The sequence below is a fragment of the Prevotella sp. P6B1 genome (assembly GCF_000702825.1).
In the GTDB taxonomy this organism is placed as follows: domain Bacteria; phylum Bacteroidota; class Bacteroidia; order Bacteroidales; family Bacteroidaceae; genus Prevotella.
On the sequence record NZ_JNKF01000013.1, the window covers coordinates 133,245 to 151,452 of the forward strand.

The following is an 18,208-nucleotide window of genomic DNA, read 5'->3' on the forward strand; positions in this document are numbered from 1 at the left end:
TGTTAGTTGTTAAATTACAGCGTTACGTTCAAACCAAAGGTAAATGCACGGCTCTTTGGATAAGAAGAGAAGTCGATACCTGGGGTCAGACCAGAGTAGCTGCTGTTGCGGGCATAAGAACTTACTTCTGGGTCGAAGCCTGGATAGTTCGTAATCACAAACAGGTTTGTACCAGTTACATAAGCACGCAGACGCTGTACACCAAACTTCTTGGTAATCTTGTTAGGAACAGTGTAACCGATGGTCAAGCTCTGCAAACGCAGGAATGAAGCATCGTCCATAGCCCAGTCGGTAGGAACAACTACAGCATCGCCTGTAGAGAATGGGCTCCACATAGCCTTGGCTGCCAAGCCGTTACCACCCTCGTTCCAGTACTTCAGATCCTCCAGACTCTTCAGCAGTACGCCTGTCTCTGGGTTGATGTAAGAGTAAGCATTGCTCTGGCTCATCTCTGCGCGCATATTTGGATAGGTACCCGCGCGATAGCGTGATGAGGTCTGAATCTTATTGGCATTGTAGATGTCGTTGCCAACCTTATAAGTGAAGTTAATATTGAAGTCGAAGTCGTAAATCTCACCATTGAATCCGAAACCACCCATGAAGTCGGGGTTGGTGTCACCAATCACAGTGATATCCTTTGCATCAACCACACCATCGTTATTCAGATCCTTCAGCTTCATGGTACCTGGACGGATACCGATAGTACCACCCAGCAGTGAAGTTGTTGGAACACCTTCCTTCAGTGTATAGACACCCTTCACCTCGTCATAGCTGGCGAAGTCGTCGGTGGTATAATAACCATCGCTCTTCCAACCGTAAACCAGTCCAATAGGATCACCGATGCGTACAATGTAGTCCTGCTGGTTCTTATTGTCGGTGCTGGCCCAACCTGATGCAAATGTCATTTCCTGCAAACCGTTGGCCAGACTCTTAACGTTCGACTTGTCGAAACCGATGTTGAAGTTGGCATTCAGTTTGAAGTTCTTGCTCTGGATGATGGCTGCATTCAGGGTAACTTCAACACCCTTGTTGCTGGTTGAAGCAGAGTTCTCCCAAACAGAGGTATAACCAGGTGCTGCGATGTTGTGGTTAATCAGCAGGTCGTCGGTGCTGTTCCAGTAAACATCGATATTACCAGAGAGTCGCTCGTTGAAGAAACCGAAGTCCAAACCGAGGTTACGAGTGGTACGCTTCTCCCAGGTGAGCAATGGGTTGGCCAGAGTGGTAGAAACGGCCTGATGTGAGCCTGCCACCTCGCCTACTCCATAACGCTTTACACCACTATTGGTGTCGTAAAGTTGTACATACTGAGTGTTACCAATCTTATCGTTACCAACCTTACCGTAAGATACACGGAGTTTCAGGTTAGACAACCAGCTGTGTGTAGCCTCCATCCATGGCTCATCGATGATACGCCATGAAGCAGCAGCTGCGGGGAAGAAGCCCCACTGGTGGCCACTGCCGAACTGCGAGCTACCATCCTCACGCAGAGTAACAGTGAGCAAATAGCGGTCGAGCAGAGTATAGTTGATACGACCAAAGAATGATACCTTATTCTGATTGGCAGAGACATTACCAGTCATGGTCTGCATCGTGCCCAGACCAAAGTTAGCGAATACCTGCTCAGCAGTAAATGCCTCACTGAAGTTATTGGCACTCATAGCGCTGTAGTTAGAGCGGCTTGAGCGGATTTCCTGACCTCCCATCACATTCAAGTGATGAATCTTATTAATCTTGGTATCGTAGGTCAGTGTGAAGCTCTCACGGAAACTGTTGGTATTAGTCTTGGTCCAGTCGGCCAGAGGTTTACCACCTACATACGAAGCCTGTGTGGTTGTAGAACCATACCAGTTCTTTACCTCGTTGAATCCATAAGTATAACCTCCTTCAAGATGAGCAGTCAAGCCCTTCAGAGGAGTCTTCCAATCCAAAGCTCCATTGAAGATGAAACCACGATTGTTACGGCGACGCCAGTATTGTTCTGACTGCTCTGCCAACGACATGTTGGAGCGCTGCCATTCAACGATTTCATCGTCCGACATGGTTGAGAAGTCAGGTGTAATCATACCAGAGAGACCCTTAGTGGCAACACCATAGAGGGCCTGTTCTGTACGCACCTTATAAGTACCACCCTGAGTTCCCTGTCCGTTAGCTGTCTGATCGTTAACACGAGCAGTCATCGAGAACTTCAGGCTCTTATTGATGTCGTGATTCATCTTAAAGAGGAATGCGAAACGTGAGAAGTCGTTGTTGGGCATCAAACCTGCATTGTAGTCGTAGGTACCTGAGAGGTTGAACTTGGTTTTATCAGTACCTCCCTGCAGACTCAGGTTGTGGCTCTGCGAGATGGTGTTGGCACCAAACAGGTCGTCCTGCCAGTCGATAGCCTCCTGACTCTTGTAGAGATACAGATCGTCGAACACACCGAACTGTCTGTAGAAAGAGTTCAGTGCGCTCTCGCCGCGCAGTGCAGCATATTCATAGTTCGACATAACATACTGATAGGTATCAAGTACGTCCAGACGCTTAGACACCTTCTTGGTCTGCAGATAGCCGTTATAGCTTACCTGAGTCTTGCCACCTTTGGCATTCTTGGTGGTAATCAAGATAACACCATTAGCACCTTCTGAACCGTAGATAGCAGTAGAAGATGCATCTTTCAGAACAGTGATATCCTCGATATCGTTAGGCGAGAGATCGGTAAGCTTACCACCCTGGAATCCGTCGATTACAACCAGAGGGCTGTTGTCACCAGTAATTGAACCACCACCACGAACACGGATAAGCACATCGGCATCGGGCGAACCGTCGGTAGTTGTAATGTTCACACCGGCCATCTTACCAGTCAGTGCCTCGGTTACGTTTGATACTGGCACCTTAGCCAGATCCTGTCCTGCTACGGTAACAACCGAACCTGTCAGGTCTTTTTTACGAACGGCACCATAACCGATAACCACCAGTTCGTTCAGCGTGTTGTTGTCGTCTTCCATCACCACCTTCATGTCGTTGCTGGCAGTAACGGTTTTAGGTTTCATTCCGATGTAGGTAATTACCACCTGCTTGCTGCTATGCAGCTTCAGCTCGAAGTTACCATCGAAATCAGTTACGGTAGCGTTTTTAGGACTACCCTTTTCTACAACTGTTGCACCGATAACGGGCTCGTTGGTTGAGTCAAAAACCTGGCCTTTGGCAATCGTCTGAGCCAGCACCTCAGGGGGAGCCAGTACAAAGAATGCGGCTAAGAGGCAAAGTTTGCACAATCTTCTCATTGCTTGATTCATACTTTGATGTTTAAGTTATTAATTATAATAGTAAGTTATACAACTTCTTGAGATTAGTCATTAAATTGGTGCAAATTTAGTAAAAAAAATCCAAAAAAGCGTCTATTTCTGTTCAAAAAGTGCGCAAAAACCCACGTAAACGTTTTCGAACGTTAACGTTTTCGTACACAATATATATATAGTAAATTGTCTATTTCAATTATTCTTTTTATCTTTGCTGCCAGAAAACGAAATTAAAACAATATGAAACTGAAACAAATTAGAACGCTTTTAGCCTCAGTGCTATGTTTTTGCGCCGTATCTACCTGCGCACAGTCATTACCCTACCAGAATCCGAACCTCTCGGCAGCCGAGCGTGCTGATGACCTGCTGGGCCGACTCACACTTGAAGAGAAGGTTTCGTTAATGATGGACACATCGCCCGCCATTCCCCGCTTAGGCATCCCGCAGTTCCAGTGGTGGAACGAGGCGCTGCACGGCATTGGCCGCAATGGCTTCGCCACCGTGTTTCCTATCACCATGGCGATGGCGGCCTCATGGGACGATGCCCTGTTGCACCAGGTGTTTACTGCCGTGAGCGACGAGGCACGCGTGAAAGCCCAGCAAGCGAAACGCTCCGGCGACATCAAACGCTATCAGAGTCTGTCGTTCTGGACACCTAATATCAATATCTTCCGTGATCCCCGATGGGGACGCGGACAGGAGACCTATGGCGAAGACCCCTACCTCACCGCTAAGATGGGACTGGCTGTGGTGCGCGGTCTGCAGGGTGTGGGCTACCATGGCGAAGACCTGGGGGTGAGCCCCTATCGCAAGCTGCTGGCATGCGCCAAGCACTTTGCCGTACATAGCGGACCGGAGTGGAACCGACATGAGTTCAACATTGAGAACCTGCCTGAGCGCGACCTCTGGGAGACCTATCTGCCGGCTTTCAAGGCTCTGGTACAACAGGGTAAGGTGGCTGAGGTGATGTGCGCCTATCAGCGTATAGACGGACAGGCCTGCTGCGCACAGACACGCTACGAGCAACAGATACTACGCGATGAATGGGGTTTCGACGGCCTCATCACCAGCGACTGCGGTGCCATCCGCGACTTCCTGCCCCGTTGGCACAATGTGGCCAAGGATGGTGCTGAGGCATCAGCCAAGGCGGTACTGGCTGGTACGGACGTGGAGTGCGGATCGGAATACAAGCGGCTGCCCGAGGCAGTGAAACGTGGCGACATCAAGGAGGAGGCTATCGACCGTAGTCTGCGTCGCCTGCTCATAGCCCGTTTCGAATTGGGCGACCTGGATCCCGACGACTTGAACCCCTGGACACAAATACCTGAAGAGGTGGTGGCTTCGAAACAACACAAGCAGCTGGCCCTCGACATGGCCCGCAAGAGCATCGTACTGCTGAAAAACAATGGGGTACTGCCCCTGTCAACAGCCGCATCAAACATCGTGGTGATGGGACCAAACGCCAACGATGCCATCATGCAGTGGGGTAACTATGCCGGTTCAGCCACCGAGACCATCACCGCTATCGATGGTATCCGCGCTATCGCTCCCCATGCGAAACTCATCGCCGGCTGCGGTCTGACCCGTAACGAGAGTTTCGAGAGTCGTTTCAACGAGATTATCGACCCATTAGGCAACCGCGGTATGCAGGTGGCCTATTGGAACAATATGGAGATGAAGGGAGTCCCCGTAGCTACAACCGTCATCAAACAACCTATCCACCTGAACAACGGCGGTAACACAGTGTTTGCGCCAGGCGTCAATCTGGAGCATTTCTCTGCCCGTTTCGATGGAACCTTCAAGCCCACTCGCAATGAGACGCTCATCTTCGACATCAAGGCCGATGATATGCTGCGCCTGATAGTAAATAGCGACACCATTGTTGACGTATGGAAAGTGCGTCATCGCATACAGGGCGGCAAAACCGAACTGGCTGTAGAGGCGGGTAAACACTACCGCATACAAATAGACTATGCACAGGAAAGCGGCTACGCTGCTATCGATTTCGATATCCAAAGCAAGATTGCGCCTACTTATCAGGAACTGCTGGCACAAGTGGGCAACGCCGAGACAGTAGTCTTCGTAGGCGGCATCGCTCCTACCCTCGAGGGTGAAGAGATGAAGGTGAGCGAGCCAGGCTTCAAGGGTGGCGACCGCACCAGCATAGAACTGCCACAATCGCAGCGCGATGTACTGGCCATGCTTCATCAAGCAGGAAAGAAGGTCATCTTTGTGAACTGTTCCGGCTCGGCTATCGCCATGGTGCCTGAACTGGAATCATGCGATGCCATCCTACAATGGTGGTACGCAGGCGAACAGGGTGGTACAGCCTTGGCCGAGGTACTGTTCGGACAGTATAACCCCAGCGGCAAGTTGCCTGTAACCTTCTATAAGAGCACCGACGACCTGCCCGACTTCCTCGACTATAAGATGACAGGCCGTACCTATCGCTATTTCAAAGGTGAGGCGCTCTTCCCCTTCGGCTATGGTCTGAGCTACACCACCTTTGCCATCAGCAAGCCAACCTATAAGAACGGCAAGTTGCAGGTACAAGTTAAGAATACCGGCAACTGCAAAGGCTTGGAGACGGTTCAGGTTTACATCCGTAACACAGCCGACCAGGAAGGACCTCTGAAGACACTGCGTGGTTATAGTCAGGTTGAGTTGAATCCTGGCGAGACGAAGACGGTTAGCATCGACCTGCCTCGCGAGCGCTTTGAGGGTTGGGATGTGAAGACCAACACCATGCGAGTGGTGCCTGGCAGATATGAGATCATGGTGGGCACATCAAGTGCCGATAGCGACCTGAAGAAGATAAAGGTAGCTATCAAGTAACCAAAAAGAAAGTATCATACTAACTCCCCTCTACCCTAACACTAAAGCATAGTTAGTATAAGGGTAGAGGGGAGTTAGTGTTAGGGTAGCTATTTACGTAATCGTACGAATACCGGATAGTGATCAGAAGGAAGACGCTTCTGGTATTTCTTGAACGAGATTTCCTGAGGAGCGTCGATGCCTTTCAGTGCCTCACCCTGTTGCTGACCCTCAGCCCAGTAGCTGTTGGTAAGCACGCCGTAACGTTCTACCGTGAAACAGGGCGATACAAACACATGGTCAATACGACTATCGGTCTTGAGTTCCGGATCCCAGCTATTGAAGGTTCCGTTCTCGGCAAAGCGCAATTTAGCTTTCTCAAAGCTATCATCGAGTACGCCCGACTGCGTAAAGATGGTATAGATCTCGTTGGTCTGGTCCACATTAAAGTCGCCAGTCAATATCACGGGCTTACCCTTTGCAATCTCCTTGATGCGCTGCACAACGAGCTTGGCACCTTCGCGACGGGCCACAGTACCTACGTGATCCATATGCAGATTGAAATAATAGAACTTCAAGCTGGTACCTTTGAGTTGGAAGTAGCCCCACGAGCAGATACGTATGCAGGCAGCATCCCATCCTAAGCCAGGCTTATCGGGCGTTTCCGATAGCCAGAAGTCACCATGATCCAGTATTTTCACCTTGTTGCGATCATAGAAAATATTGGAATGCTCGCCACCATGCTTGCCGTCGTCGCGGCCCAGACCGATACAGTCATAATCAGTAAGCTGCTTCAACATGTCCTGGCGTTGCGATTCCAGCACTTCCTGTGCACCGAAGATATCGGGATGCTCAAAGAGAATCTGACCACATAACACCGGCATGCGCTGTTGCCAGCCATTACCAGCCTTCACATCACCATTATTCTGATTTCTGATATTATAACTGCCCACGTAGAGATTCTGGGCCTGTGCAGTAATGCTGGCTGCCACAACAAGGGCAACCAGCATGAGTTTACTTAATACTTTCATTAGTAGCGTTTGTTATTTAATGTCTGCTTGATTCTGTTTCTTCGCGTTTGGCTTTGTAGTAACGATCCACGAAATCCACCTGCTCGCGGTTGGGACGCATAATCAGCGAGGCGCCATTGCTGAACTGCATGGTAGTGGGCTTCGCATCGTCGAACGATGGCCAGTAAGGCAGTCCCTTACCATTAGGATTGCAGGTCTTGGCAAAGTTCACCCAATACTGCTGGATGATTTCTGCCACAGCACTCTCGGCAGGATACTTCTGAGGCTGGTCGAAGAACGTACCGTTCAGATACATGATATCATCGGCATGAGCCACACCCTTACGACGCGGATCGCGAGAGAAACTTACCTCTGAAGGCTGAGCCAGATAGGCTGCATAGGCAGGACTCTTACCAGTCTTGGCCTGCAGACTTACCCAGGCATACGATGGCCAGGCAAATCCCATATCGCGGAAGGCATCACCATTACCATGCCAAGCCTCATCATCGGTCGAACCAGGATACACCTTCAATGCCTCATCGGCCCATGAACCGAAGATGTGGCGTACCTGTTTCTGATACTGCTCAGCCTTGATATTACCCGGAGTAAAGAGCGCACCCTCATCACTGTTTGTCATCACAATCACAGGCACATCATTATACTCGCCACGCTCGTACAGACGGTACTGATCGTCGCAAATCACGTAGCCATCCACACAAGGCCAGAAACCGGCAAAGCCCACATTTCCATCGCAAAGCTGCATAGCATCCATCTGTCGTAACTGCTTAATACTCTTCTTTTTAAGATGCTTCATAAAAGCAACGCCTTGACTCTCTGCGCCCTTCTGCGAAGCATCGAGACCTAACGAACGGGGCTGATCGCTCCAAGGTGCAAACGAGCCTCCACTATGACTGATGCAGGCACGGAACAGGCCCTTAGCCAAGGGCGAGGCACAGAGCATGCTACAGCTGATGGCACCTGCCGATTCACCGAAGATAGTCACCTTCGAAGGATCGCCACCAAACTGCTCAATGTTACGCTGAACCCACTGCAGGGCAAAGATCTGGTCGAGGATACCGTAGTTGCCGGAATGACCTTCCTTGTCCTCCTTAGAGAGTTCGGGATGCGCCATAAAACCTAAGGCACCTGTACGATACTCGATGCTGACGATAACGACACCGCGCTGAGCCAGACGTTTCCACAAGTCGCCACCATACCATTCGGTCTGGAAGCTACCGCCATGGATCCATACCATCACTGGCAGTTTCTCACACTTGGCCTTGGCCGGCGTAGCGATACCGAGATAGAGACAGTCCTCGCTCATCATATCGGCAGTACGACCAGGACGTGTGGGTTGCGGAGGCAGTGGTCCGAACTTGTCGCACACACGTACACCCTCCCAAGCCTTAGCAGGCTGAGGTGCACGCCAACGCAGATTACCAACAGGGGGAGCAGCATAAGGAATAGCCTTGTACACGGCCAGACCTTCGTCGAGAACACCCTGTACATCACCAGTTTCTACATGGGTAGCCAATAGTGGCTGCTCCTGTTTACAGCAAGCTTTCTGAGCCTGCACACCGACTGCTGCCATCACAATGGCACACAGCACAAGTTTTCTAAGTAACAGATTCATAAATCGTTTTCTTTAATAATTATTTTTTAGTTGTTGTACATTCATTGACCAGATAAACAATACTCATATAAGGAATACCCGTATTCGTTTCGAGACCAATCTCGCAAGTACGGCTATTCGAGTAGCCTACCTCAATATGATTGGCCTCAATCTGTGGGCGAAGCTTGCGCAAGCCATACTTATTCAACTCGGGGAAAGTAAATCCACGATCGCCGGCAAAGCCGCAACAGCCCACACCCTCAGGCAGATATACCTGGGTTGAACACATCTTTGCCAGATTGATCAGATCGTCGGCCACACCCATCTGACGGGTAGAACAGGTGATATGCAGTGCGATAGGCCGATGGATAGGATGGAACTCCAATCGGGGCACCAGATACTTCATGATAAATTCAGCGGGTTCGTAGAGTTTCATCTTATGCATCACCTTTTTCATACGGTGCAGACACGGGCTCTGCGCACAGAGAACCGGATACTTACCCTCTTCGGAGGCCTTCCACAGAGCAGCCTCAAGTTCGGCACTCTTACGGTCGGCAATATCGAGCATACCCTTCGACTCCCATATCTGACCGCAGCACATACGCTCCATGCCCTCTGGGAAGATGACCTCGTAGCCGGCCTTAGCCATCAGCTGGATCACCTCATCCACCAGGTCGTGAATCTTACCACCTCCCCTCGACTGTCCCATGGTCTGATTGATACAGCTGGGGAAGTAAACCACCTTGTATTCAGAGTGTTCTTCCTCCTTATGCGGAATTGACTTTTCAATAATAAATTGTGTCAGGTCGCTCTTCTTCGGCTGGCGATGCTTTTTCGGCATAGCGGTAGTCCATAGCGGCAGTCCCATCTTGTTCATGGTACGGCAGACGGTCGTCATCAGCGTAGGACCGAGGGTGACGTGGGCAGCATGCGCCACATCGAGAACGACACGCAGTCCACTCTTGATACCCGCCATGTGGTTAGCGGCAAACTCGCCCAGCTTATAGCCCATCGGGCTCTCGTTCATATCCATCTGACGAATCAGGTGGGTCAACTCACCCGTATTGATCTTCATCGGGCACGAGGTTGAACACAAGCCATCGGTAGCGCAGGTCTGGTCACCGTAATACTTATATTGTTTCTTCAGCGTGGCCAAACGCACAAGATCGGAGCCCGTCTTGGTAAGATAACGGATTTCGCGCTGAACAGCAATACGCATACGGCTCGACAGTGTGAGTCCGCACGACATACAGTTCACCTCGCAGAAGCCGCACTCAATACACTTGTTGGCACGCTTCACCTGCTCGATAGTTTCCTTGGCTGTAGAGAGCGAAGCATCCATCAGATAATGCCCACCATCAGGCACGCTGTCGAAATCGAAGTCAAGCACAGGCAACGGTTTCAGACACTTGATGAAACAATCGGGATCATCGTTGAAGATCACGCCCTGGTTCAGCAATCCATCCGGATCGAAGATAGCCTTCAGTTCCCGCATCACCTCATAAGCCTTCTCGCCCCACTCGTACTTCACGAATGGTGCCATATTACGACCTGTACCATGCTCAGCTTTCAGCGAACCGTCGTACCCCTCAACCACCAACTTAGCCACATCGCGCATCATCTCGGCATAGCGTGCCACCTCATGCTCATCGGCAAAGCTCTGGTTCAGGATAAAGTGGTAATTACCCTCAAAGGCGTGACCATAGATACAGGCATCGTCGTAGCCATGGTCGGCAATGAGTTTCTGTAACTTCACCGTGGCCTCAGGTAGCGACTCGATAGGGAATGCCACATCCTCAATCAGGCATGAGGTGCCTACCGGACGGGTACCGCCTACCGATGGGAAGATACCGCTTCGGATAGCCCAGTACTTGCCATACACAGCAGGATCTTCGGTAAACTCGGCTGGGATATAGAGTCGGAATGCGCCTAAGCATGCCTTAATCTTCTCTATCTTCTGGAGCAGCTGCTCGTGGGTGATGCCCTTGGTCTCTGTCAGGATGGCGGTCAGGTTGTGATAGTCGCCTGGCTCCACGCCCTCTATCTTACCGGCATCCACATCCTGCTTGTACTGCAGATATACCGGATCATCTACAGATGATAGCGACTTATAGTCGAGCATCTCGGCACTCTTTACCATCAGGTTCTCGGCACTCATCTCGATATCCTCATCGCCAGCCTGCAGTTTCTTCATGGCCACCACAGCCTCGCAACTCTCCTTCATGGTCAGGAAGTAAACCATGGCCGAAGCCTTGAACGGATAGTCCTTCAGCGTCTTCATCGTCACCTCCGAAAGGAAGGCGAGTGTACCCTCAGAACCAACCATCGAGTGGGCAATGATGTCAAACGGGTCATCGTATGCCACCAGCGGACGCAGGTTCAATCCAGTCACATTCTTGATACTGTATTTCTTCGTGATACGGTCGGCCAGCTCCTGGTCGGCACGAACCTTATCACGCAGCGCCTCAATCTTCTGCAGGAATTCCGGATGCGACTTCCGGAAAGCCTCGCGACTCTTCTCATCGCCAGTATCCAGAACGGTACCGTCGGTCAGGATGATACGAGCCGAAATCAGCATGCGGTCGCTATTGGCATGCACGCCGCAGTTCATACCCGAAGCATTATTCACCACGATACCACCTACCATCGCCGAGCCGATAGAAGCGGGATCTGGCGGGAACACACGCCCGAAAGGCTTCAATATCTGATTTACCCTTGCACCTACGATACCCGGTTGCAGCTTGATCGACTCCAGATTCTGCCCCAGCTCATACTGCTCCCAATGCTTACCAGCCACAATGAGCACCGAGTCGGTACAACTCTGTCCGCTCAGCGATGTGCCTGCCGCACGGAAGGTGAACGGCAGCTGGTGCTGCTGGCACAACTTGACGATCTGCGATATTTCCTCCTCGCCATCGCTACGGATAATGACCTTCGGAATCTGACGATAGAAACTGGCATCGGTACCCCATCCTAAGGTACGAAGCTCATCGGTATAAATACGGTCTGAAGGCAAGAATTGCCGCAGTTCAGAAAGGAATTGTTTCAGCATAGGGCACGTAAGTATTTAGTTAGAATTTTAATTTTGTGAGCAAATATACAAAATTTTTTATTACCAATGCACAAATTAAGAAAAAAAACGTATCTTTGCCCCCAATAAATGTCTAACGGCGTTATGTACTATCGACTATTGCCCATACTAACCATGTGGTTTTGCGCCCTATGTTGTAATGCGCAGAACTTCGAACTGAAGAAAGAACACGACAGTCTGTTTTTCTTGAATGACTGGCGCCTGCCCTACCCCGTATATCAGTTCCAGACGGGCGATGTGGATGGCGACGGCCAACAGGATGCCATCGTAGGCGTAGTGAAAGGCACGCGATTCTATCCTGAAAAGGGGCGCCGTATCTTTATCTTCAAATCCGTGAATGGTAAGGCACGCCCCCTGTGGCTCGGCTCAAAGCTGGGCGGCATACTCGAGGACTTCCGCTATGTCGATGGGAAGATACGAGCCATAGAGAAGACAACCGACGAGCACTATGTTGTATCCGACTATCATTGGGGCGGCTTCGGCATGGTTTTCGACCACTATATCGTAAAAGGAGTAAACAAAGAAACAGCAATAAGTACCTTCAATCAATGAAAAGTAAAGTATTCGTATGGGTATGTGTGGCAGGCTTGATAGCCGGCTGCAGTCAGAAACAGAATGTAGTCATGCCAGTATCGACCATTGATGCCGAGAAACTGGGCGACAGTATCGATTATAACATGGACGTAAGCGGGCTGAACCTCAGCGATGTGCGCCTGCTACGTAACGCACCTGCAGCACAGAGGGGCTATCCCTTCAAGGACTCATATCTGCGAGGCATCTACGAAACCACCTCTTGGTACGACTCGTTGGTTTGGAAATTCGATGAGAAGATGCCTGATGTCAAGTGCAAACAGAACGAAAGCTGGCGAGATGCCTATATGCGCACCATCGACGAGCAGCAGCTCATCAGCTATACCGATGAAGAGAAGAACTTTATCCAGCGACTGAAAGACCGCGAGGACGAGTTGGCCAAGCAGAACTTTGAAGTAGGCGAAGGCTTATTGGTGAACATGGCGAACCTGCTGAACCCGAAGCAGTTGAAAGATTTTGACTCCACACTCTGTCAGAAGCTCGGTGAGGAAGGATTTGCCATTGTACCGTCGAACCACGCACAACTGTTCCATATCTACGAGCAGAACGACTACAACAACTTTCCCAACTTCGTTACTACCGACCTCTATCTGCAGCTCTATCATCTGTATATCGACTGTATGTTTCGCGAACTGGAGGAATACCAGTTACTGCCTTTGATGACGGCATTCACACAGGATATGAAGGAGGCGCTGACCACTATCATCCGTCATGCCAATGGCGATGCAGAGACCATCCGTATCGCAGGTCGTAACATCCAGTTCTTCGATGTGGCCCTGCACTTATTTACTGGTCAGCCGGTTGCCAATGCATCACTCAACCGCACAGTGGCCGAAGAGGTGAACCATTGCATAGAGGCCACAAATGCCCGTAGCGGCATGCTGATGGATTACATGGGCGACGTGAATTTTCCATACAGTCTGTTCCGTGCTCGTGGACACTACACCCGCAACGATGCGCTGAAGCGCTACTTCCGAGGCATGATGTGGTTACAGTCGGCCCCCATGGGTATGGATCACGATACCGAAGTAAAGCAAGCGGTGCAGATGGCTTATATGCTGAAACAGAATAAGAACATGCGCCAGAAGTACGACCAGATAAACGAGTTGATAACCCTGCTGATGGGACAACCTGACAATCTGAGTCTGCCACAGGTCTTGGCCGAAGTCGATAAGACAGGTATGGCAATGGAGAAACTCCTGAACGACGATCAGGCGATGAAGGCTATCACAGACAAGCTGAACGACATCGGCAACAAGCAGACCCGTATCCGTCCGAAATACGAGAAGACCAGTCATAATAAGATATGTGTGATGCCACAGCGCTATCAGCCCGATGCCGAGGTGTTACAGGAGATGGTTGACTATCAGAACTGTCCGCCCCAGCGTGCCACCCCAAAGGGACTCGATGTGATGGCAGCCATGGGTGTCACGGCTGCCGAACAGATCCTGAAGGAAGAAAAGACCGACTGGAAGTTCCTGCTGCCCACCCTCGACAAGATGAAGAGCCGTATGGGTGAGATCAACTGGCAGGAAACCATCGCCACCCAATGGATGGCCACCCTGAAAGATATGTGTGTAGCCAATGCCGCAACAATCAACTCGGAGAATACGCAAGCCACCGCCCTGCCTTACTTTATGCAGAATCCCGCCTGGGGCAAGAAAGACCTGAATGCCGCCTTGGCCTCGTGGGCAGAGCTGAAACACGACGCAATCCTCTACGCCAAACAGCCAATGGGTGCCGAATGCGGTGGTGGCGAAAATGTGCCCGATCCTGTCGTCAAGGGCTACGTGGAACCCAACGTCAAGTTCTGGCAGAAAGCCGCCGACCTGTTAAAGAATACCGCTAAGCTACTGGAGGATCAGCACATGATGACGGAGAAGATACAAACCGTAACCGAACGTATCAGCGACGAAGTGACTTTCCTGCTACGTGCAAGCGAGAAGGAACTGGCTGGTCAGGAACTCACCGACGAGGAGTACGACCAGATAGGCTATATCGGCGCCGTCTTCGAGAATATCTCACTTGAACTGCTCCGCTCGCCCGATCATGAGCTGTACGGCTGGACCGATATAGAGGGAGCCGACCGCAAGGTGGCAATCGTAGCCGATGTATATACAGCCAATGCCGACAACAACGACAAGAAATCCATCCTCTTCGAGGGAGTAGGCGATGCCGACGAAATCTACGTCGTGGTGGAGATTGGCGGCTATTTGTATCTGACTCGTGGCGCAGTGCTGAGTTATCGCGAGTTTATCCAGCCCATCAACGAGCCTCGTCTGACCGACGAGGAGTGGCAACAGCAACTGGGAAAGAACCCACGCAAGGGTACACCCGAATGGATGAAACGTATCATCGTGCCACTCAACAAGAAGCCACAACCCAATGAAGAGGTATTTTATAGCTCTGGTTGTTAGTATACTGAGTGTACCGGCCTTGGGTGCCGACACACTTAGCATCGTATTCACAGGCGACATCCTGCTCGACCGCGGGGTGCGACGAGTGATTGAGAGAAAAGGCATCGACCATCTGTTTTCCAAAAGCATCGACTCCTTGTTCCAGTCGTCACAGGTGGTGGTGGGCAATCTGGAGTGTCCGACAACCAAACGGATTGCTCCCGTACAGAAACTATTCATCTTCCGTAGCGAACCCGAATGGCTCGAAGCCCTCCACCAGCATGGCATCACCCACCTGAACCTGGCCAACAACCACAGTATCGACCAAGGACGCGAGGGCCTGATGGACACCCGCCGCCACATCATTGAGACCGGCATGGTGCCGATAGGTGCCGGTCGCAACATGTCAGAGGCCGCAGAACCCGTTCTGCTGGCATCGAGTCCACGCAAAGTATGGCTGATATCCTCGCTCCGTCTGGCACTCGAAAACTACGCCTATCTGCCCGACAAGCCCTGCGTGAGTCAGGAACCGATGGACTCGCTGCTCAATCGGGTACACCGCTTGCGCCAATCCGACTCGACTGCCGTCATCATCGTTTCGCTACACTGGGGCGGCGAACATACGCTGAACCCCATCAACCGACAGCGGTGGGATGCCCACCAGCTGATACGTGCCGGTGCCGATGCGCTGATCTGTCATCACACCCACACCCTGCAGAGCATCGAGGAGTTCCAAGGCAAAAAGATATACTACAGCATCGGCAATTTCATCTTCGACCTATCCAAACCACTCAACACCAAAGGCTGTGTTGTCAGACTGAAAGTGACGCCTCACAAAGTAGAAACAGAGACCATTCCTATCGAAATTCGCAACTGCATACCAACAATCGAAGGCCATTTTTGATTTTTTCACTAAAATATTGAATATGATTTAAGAATATTTCGTATATTTGTCCGCAGAACTTATATATTTAAAACGAATAACTAAAACCTATGGCAGCAATTGTATCTGTTATCCCTATTATTCTGCTCTTCGTATTAATGATGGGTCTCAAGATGTCAGGCTGGAAGAGCGCGTTAATCACACTGATAGTAACCATCCTGCTGGCAGTACTTGTTGCTCCGTCGATGGGCATCGTTCCTGAAAAATACTCGGGCACATCCATCTATGGCATCACCTTCTGGTCAGTGGTCGAGGGCTGTCTCAAGGCTTGTTTCCCCATTATCCTGATTATCATCTGTGCGATTTTCAGCTATAATATTCTGGTGGAGACCAAGGAAATTGAGACCATCAAGACCCAGTTTATCCAACTGACCAGCGACAAGGGTCTGCTGGTACTGTTGCTCACATGGGGCTTTGGCGGAGTGCTCGAAGGTATGGCCGGATTCGGAACAGCCGTGGCAATTCCCGCTGCCATTCTGATCGGATTGGGCTTCAAGCCGATGTTCTCAGCCGTTATCTGTCTGGTAGCCAATACGGTAGCCGTAGGTTTCGGTGCCGTAGGTCTGCCTGCCACCACTCTGGCCAATCAGGTAGCCGATGGAACCGCTTCGCCCGAGATGCTGTGCGAGGTGGCCACCTTTATCATCCTGCAGCTCTCGCTGATGTTCTACATCACGCCGTTCCTTATCCTGATGATGACCGACCGCACCAAGGTGATGAAGAATATCACGCTGGCACTGTTTGTAGGCACATTCTCTATCCTCGTACAGTTCTGCTGTGCCCACTTCTTAGGTCCCGAAACACCAGCCATCTTAGGTTCGGTAGCGGCTATCATCGCCATGCTCATCTACAACAAGCTGTTTATCCGTGATGAGAATCCTAACGACGAGGTACATATTGAGAAGAAGAAGTTCGGCATCGCCAAGACGCTGAAAGCTTGGAGTGTGTACGGTCTGATTATCTTCTTCATCCTGATTTCAAGTAAGATTGTACCAGCTATGAACGAGTTGCTCAAATCCACGCTGGTCACCAAGTTTGATATCCCCGTGATTGGCAACACCTTCTCGTTCGGCTGGCTATCGAATGCCGGACTGATGATATTCCTCGGCGCCATGATTGGCGGTCTGATTCAGGGACTGAGTTTCGGCAAGCTGATGAAGATGCTGGCCAAAACCACCATCAACCTGCAGAAGACAGCTATCACCATCTGCTGTCTGGTAGCACTGGCCATGCTGATGAACAATACCGGTATGACGCTGGCCATCGCCACTGGTCTGGTAGCTTTGACGGGTGTAGCTTTCCCATTCTTCGCCCCACTCATCGGTTCTATCGGCACCTTCGTCACAGGCTCGGCTACATCGGCCAACATTCTGTTCGGCAAGCTGCAGGCTGCTGCCGCTGGTCAGTTAGGGCTGGTCAACGATGCCCAATTCTTCGGTGTGAGTGGTAACGAAACCAACTGGCTGGCTGCTGCCAACTGTGCCGGTAGTGAGGGAGGTAAGCTGCTGTCTCCACAAAGTATCGCCATCGCTACCGCAGCATGTGATATGGAGGGGCAGGATGGCGACATTATGCGTAAGACCATGCCGTTCGCTATCTTCTGGATATTGATGAACGGCCTGATGGTATTCCTCGGACTACACGTTATTTAGCCGGTTTCAGATACCAGCGAACCGTCCAATCAAGCGATTCACCGGGAGCCAAGGTTGTGTATGCACCTTGGCTCTCGATTTCTATATACGTCTTGCCACGGTTCACGTAAACCTGAATCTCAGCTTCGTTGGGTGCAGGCTGTCCGGCTTGCAGATCGGCAAACTTCTTGGTCAGCACCAGCCCGTTGTTCTTGTAACTCAGCCATCCCTTACCATCAGCGTTTATCTTTCGGTTCTCGGGCGCTTCATCGGCCTGATAGCATACCACGCCATCCTTCTGTTCAAACTTCAGCAGCCCGGCAGGCGTGATACTCTCTAATGGAGCATCAAAGAAAATGACGCCCTCGTTGGGCACACGGGTAATCTCCCATGGAGCTACCTTGCGTTCCTCGTCGCTCTCGTTGATAATCGAATAGGTTATCACAATGGCGCCATCCTTCGCATCGGTACTGAAGTCCTTACGGATGCGGTACTTGAGTTTCTCGGATACAGGACTGGTCATCACCAGGTGTCCGTCCTTCTCTACCACCTCGTAGTTACCCTTGTCAATTTCGGGTACAGGCGGCCAGTACCACTCCTTCTGCGGACTGGTCCAGAAGGTGCTGCCGAACGATTCCGGCCAGCGCAACTGGGAAATCACTTCCTTGTCCTGATACTTGAGCGACAGTATCTTCGCACCCTTCTCGGGGTTGATGGTCATCGTCACGTCGCCCACTTTCACTTCTCTGTTCTGTGCCATCACGGCCGATGACATCAGCATCGCCATGGCGGATAGTAATACAGTTCGTTTCATACTTATAGTTGATAGTGCTATT

10 protein-coding genes are annotated in these 18,208 nt (G+C 50.9%); 5 read left to right on the forward strand and 5 right to left on the reverse strand.

Translation table 11 applies throughout. The annotated features are described in order from the left end of the window. Nucleotides 1–14: 14 nt before the first annotated feature. Nucleotides 15–3,269, reverse strand: a complete 3,255-nt coding sequence (locus T495_RS0109835) for a TonB-dependent receptor (protein WP_028903236.1) — start codon at nt 3,267–3,269, stop codon at nt 15–17. Between the two features lie 255 nt (nt 3,270–3,524). Here T495_RS0109835 and xyl3A point away from each other — a divergent pair, with 255 nt between their 5' ends. Beyond that, nucleotides 3,525–6,119: a xylan 1,4-beta-xylosidase gene (xyl3A, locus tag T495_RS0109840; protein ID WP_033148539.1), complete on the forward strand. Its 2,595-nt coding sequence runs from the start codon at nt 3,525–3,527 to the stop codon at nt 6,117–6,119. Nucleotides 6,120–6,208: 89 nt separating this feature from the next. Here xyl3A and T495_RS0109845 read toward each other — a convergent pair whose 3' ends face one another. From T495_RS0109845 to T495_RS0109855, 3 genes are read right to left on the reverse strand one after another with little or no spacing between them, the layout of a single operon-like run. Beyond that, on the reverse strand, nt 6,209–7,129 hold the full coding sequence (locus T495_RS0109845) for an endonuclease/exonuclease/phosphatase family protein (RefSeq protein ID WP_231495084.1): 921 nt from the start codon (nt 7,127–7,129) through the stop codon (nt 6,209–6,211). A gap of 16 nt (nt 7,130–7,145) precedes the next feature. Next, on the reverse strand, nt 7,146–8,741 hold the full coding sequence (locus T495_RS0109850) for a carboxylesterase/lipase family protein (RefSeq protein WP_231495085.1): 1,596 nt from the start codon (nt 8,739–8,741) through the stop codon (nt 7,146–7,148). A 19-nt stretch (nt 8,742–8,760) separates the two neighbouring features. Further along, the gene (locus T495_RS0109855) at nt 8,761–11,772 is read right to left on the reverse strand and encodes an FAD-binding and (Fe-S)-binding domain-containing protein (RefSeq protein WP_033148541.1); all 3,012 of its coding nucleotides are present in this window, start codon (nt 11,770–11,772) and stop codon (nt 8,761–8,763) included. A 123-nt stretch (nt 11,773–11,895) separates the two neighbouring features. On the opposite strand from T495_RS0109855, the gene T495_RS0109860 reads away from it, so the two are divergent. The 4 genes from T495_RS0109860 (at nt 11,896) to T495_RS0109875 (ending at nt 17,393) form a co-directional block, all read left to right on the forward strand. Next, entirely contained in the window at nt 11,896–12,363 is a 468-nt protein-coding gene (locus T495_RS0109860; RefSeq protein WP_033148542.1) for a hypothetical protein, read from the forward strand. Next, entirely contained in the window at nt 12,360–14,819 is a 2,460-nt protein-coding gene (locus T495_RS0109865; protein ID WP_033148543.1) for a DUF3160 domain-containing protein, read from the forward strand. Before T495_RS0109860 ends, T495_RS0109865 begins: the two co-directional genes overlap by 4 nt. Further along, nucleotides 14,788–15,702: a CapA family protein gene (locus T495_RS0109870; RefSeq protein ID WP_051651983.1), complete on the forward strand. Its 915-nt coding sequence runs from the start codon at nt 14,788–14,790 to the stop codon at nt 15,700–15,702. The genes T495_RS0109865 and T495_RS0109870 overlap by 32 nt, the downstream gene beginning before the upstream one ends. An 89-nt stretch (nt 15,703–15,791) precedes the next feature. Beyond that, complete coding sequence (locus T495_RS0109875) at nt 15,792–17,393, forward strand: L-lactate permease (protein ID WP_033148544.1); 1,602 nt, start codon at nt 15,792–15,794, stop codon at nt 17,391–17,393. Here T495_RS0109875 and T495_RS0109880 read toward each other — a convergent pair. Next, a complete protein-coding gene (locus T495_RS0109880) occupies nt 17,386–18,186 on the reverse strand; it encodes a hypothetical protein (protein WP_155993568.1) in 801 nt (266 codons plus the stop codon). The two genes, T495_RS0109875 and T495_RS0109880, sit on opposite strands and share 8 nt — an antisense overlap. Nucleotides 18,187–18,208 lie beyond the last annotated feature (22 nt).

Coding starts and splice junctions, on each gene's coding strand:
- T495_RS0109835 (WP_028903236.1), bottom strand. CDS start 3,269: ATGAGAAGATTGTGCAAACTTTGCCTCTTAGCCGCATTCTTTGTACTG.
- xyl3A (WP_033148539.1), top strand. CDS start 3,525: ATGAAACTGAAACAAATTAGAACGCTTTTAGCCTCAGTGCTATGTTTT.
- T495_RS0109845 (WP_231495084.1), bottom strand. CDS start 7,129: ATGAAAGTATTAAGTAAACTCATGCTGGTTGCCCTTGTTGTGGCAGCC.
- T495_RS0109850 (WP_231495085.1), bottom strand. CDS start 8,741: ATGAATCTGTTACTTAGAAAACTTGTGCTGTGTGCCATTGTGATGGCA.
- T495_RS0109855 (WP_033148541.1), bottom strand. CDS start 11,772: ATGCTGAAACAATTCCTTTCTGAACTGCGGCAATTCTTGCCTTCAGAC.
- T495_RS0109860 (WP_033148542.1), top strand. CDS start 11,896: ATGTACTATCGACTATTGCCCATACTAACCATGTGGTTTTGCGCCCTA.
- T495_RS0109865 (WP_033148543.1), top strand. CDS start 12,360: ATGAAAAGTAAAGTATTCGTATGGGTATGTGTGGCAGGCTTGATAGCC.
- T495_RS0109870 (WP_051651983.1), top strand. CDS start 14,788: ATGAAGAGGTATTTTATAGCTCTGGTTGTTAGTATACTGAGTGTACCG.
- T495_RS0109875 (WP_033148544.1), top strand. CDS start 15,792: ATGGCAGCAATTGTATCTGTTATCCCTATTATTCTGCTCTTCGTATTA.
- T495_RS0109880 (WP_155993568.1), bottom strand. CDS start 18,186: ATGAAACGAACTGTATTACTATCCGCCATGGCGATGCTGATGTCATCG.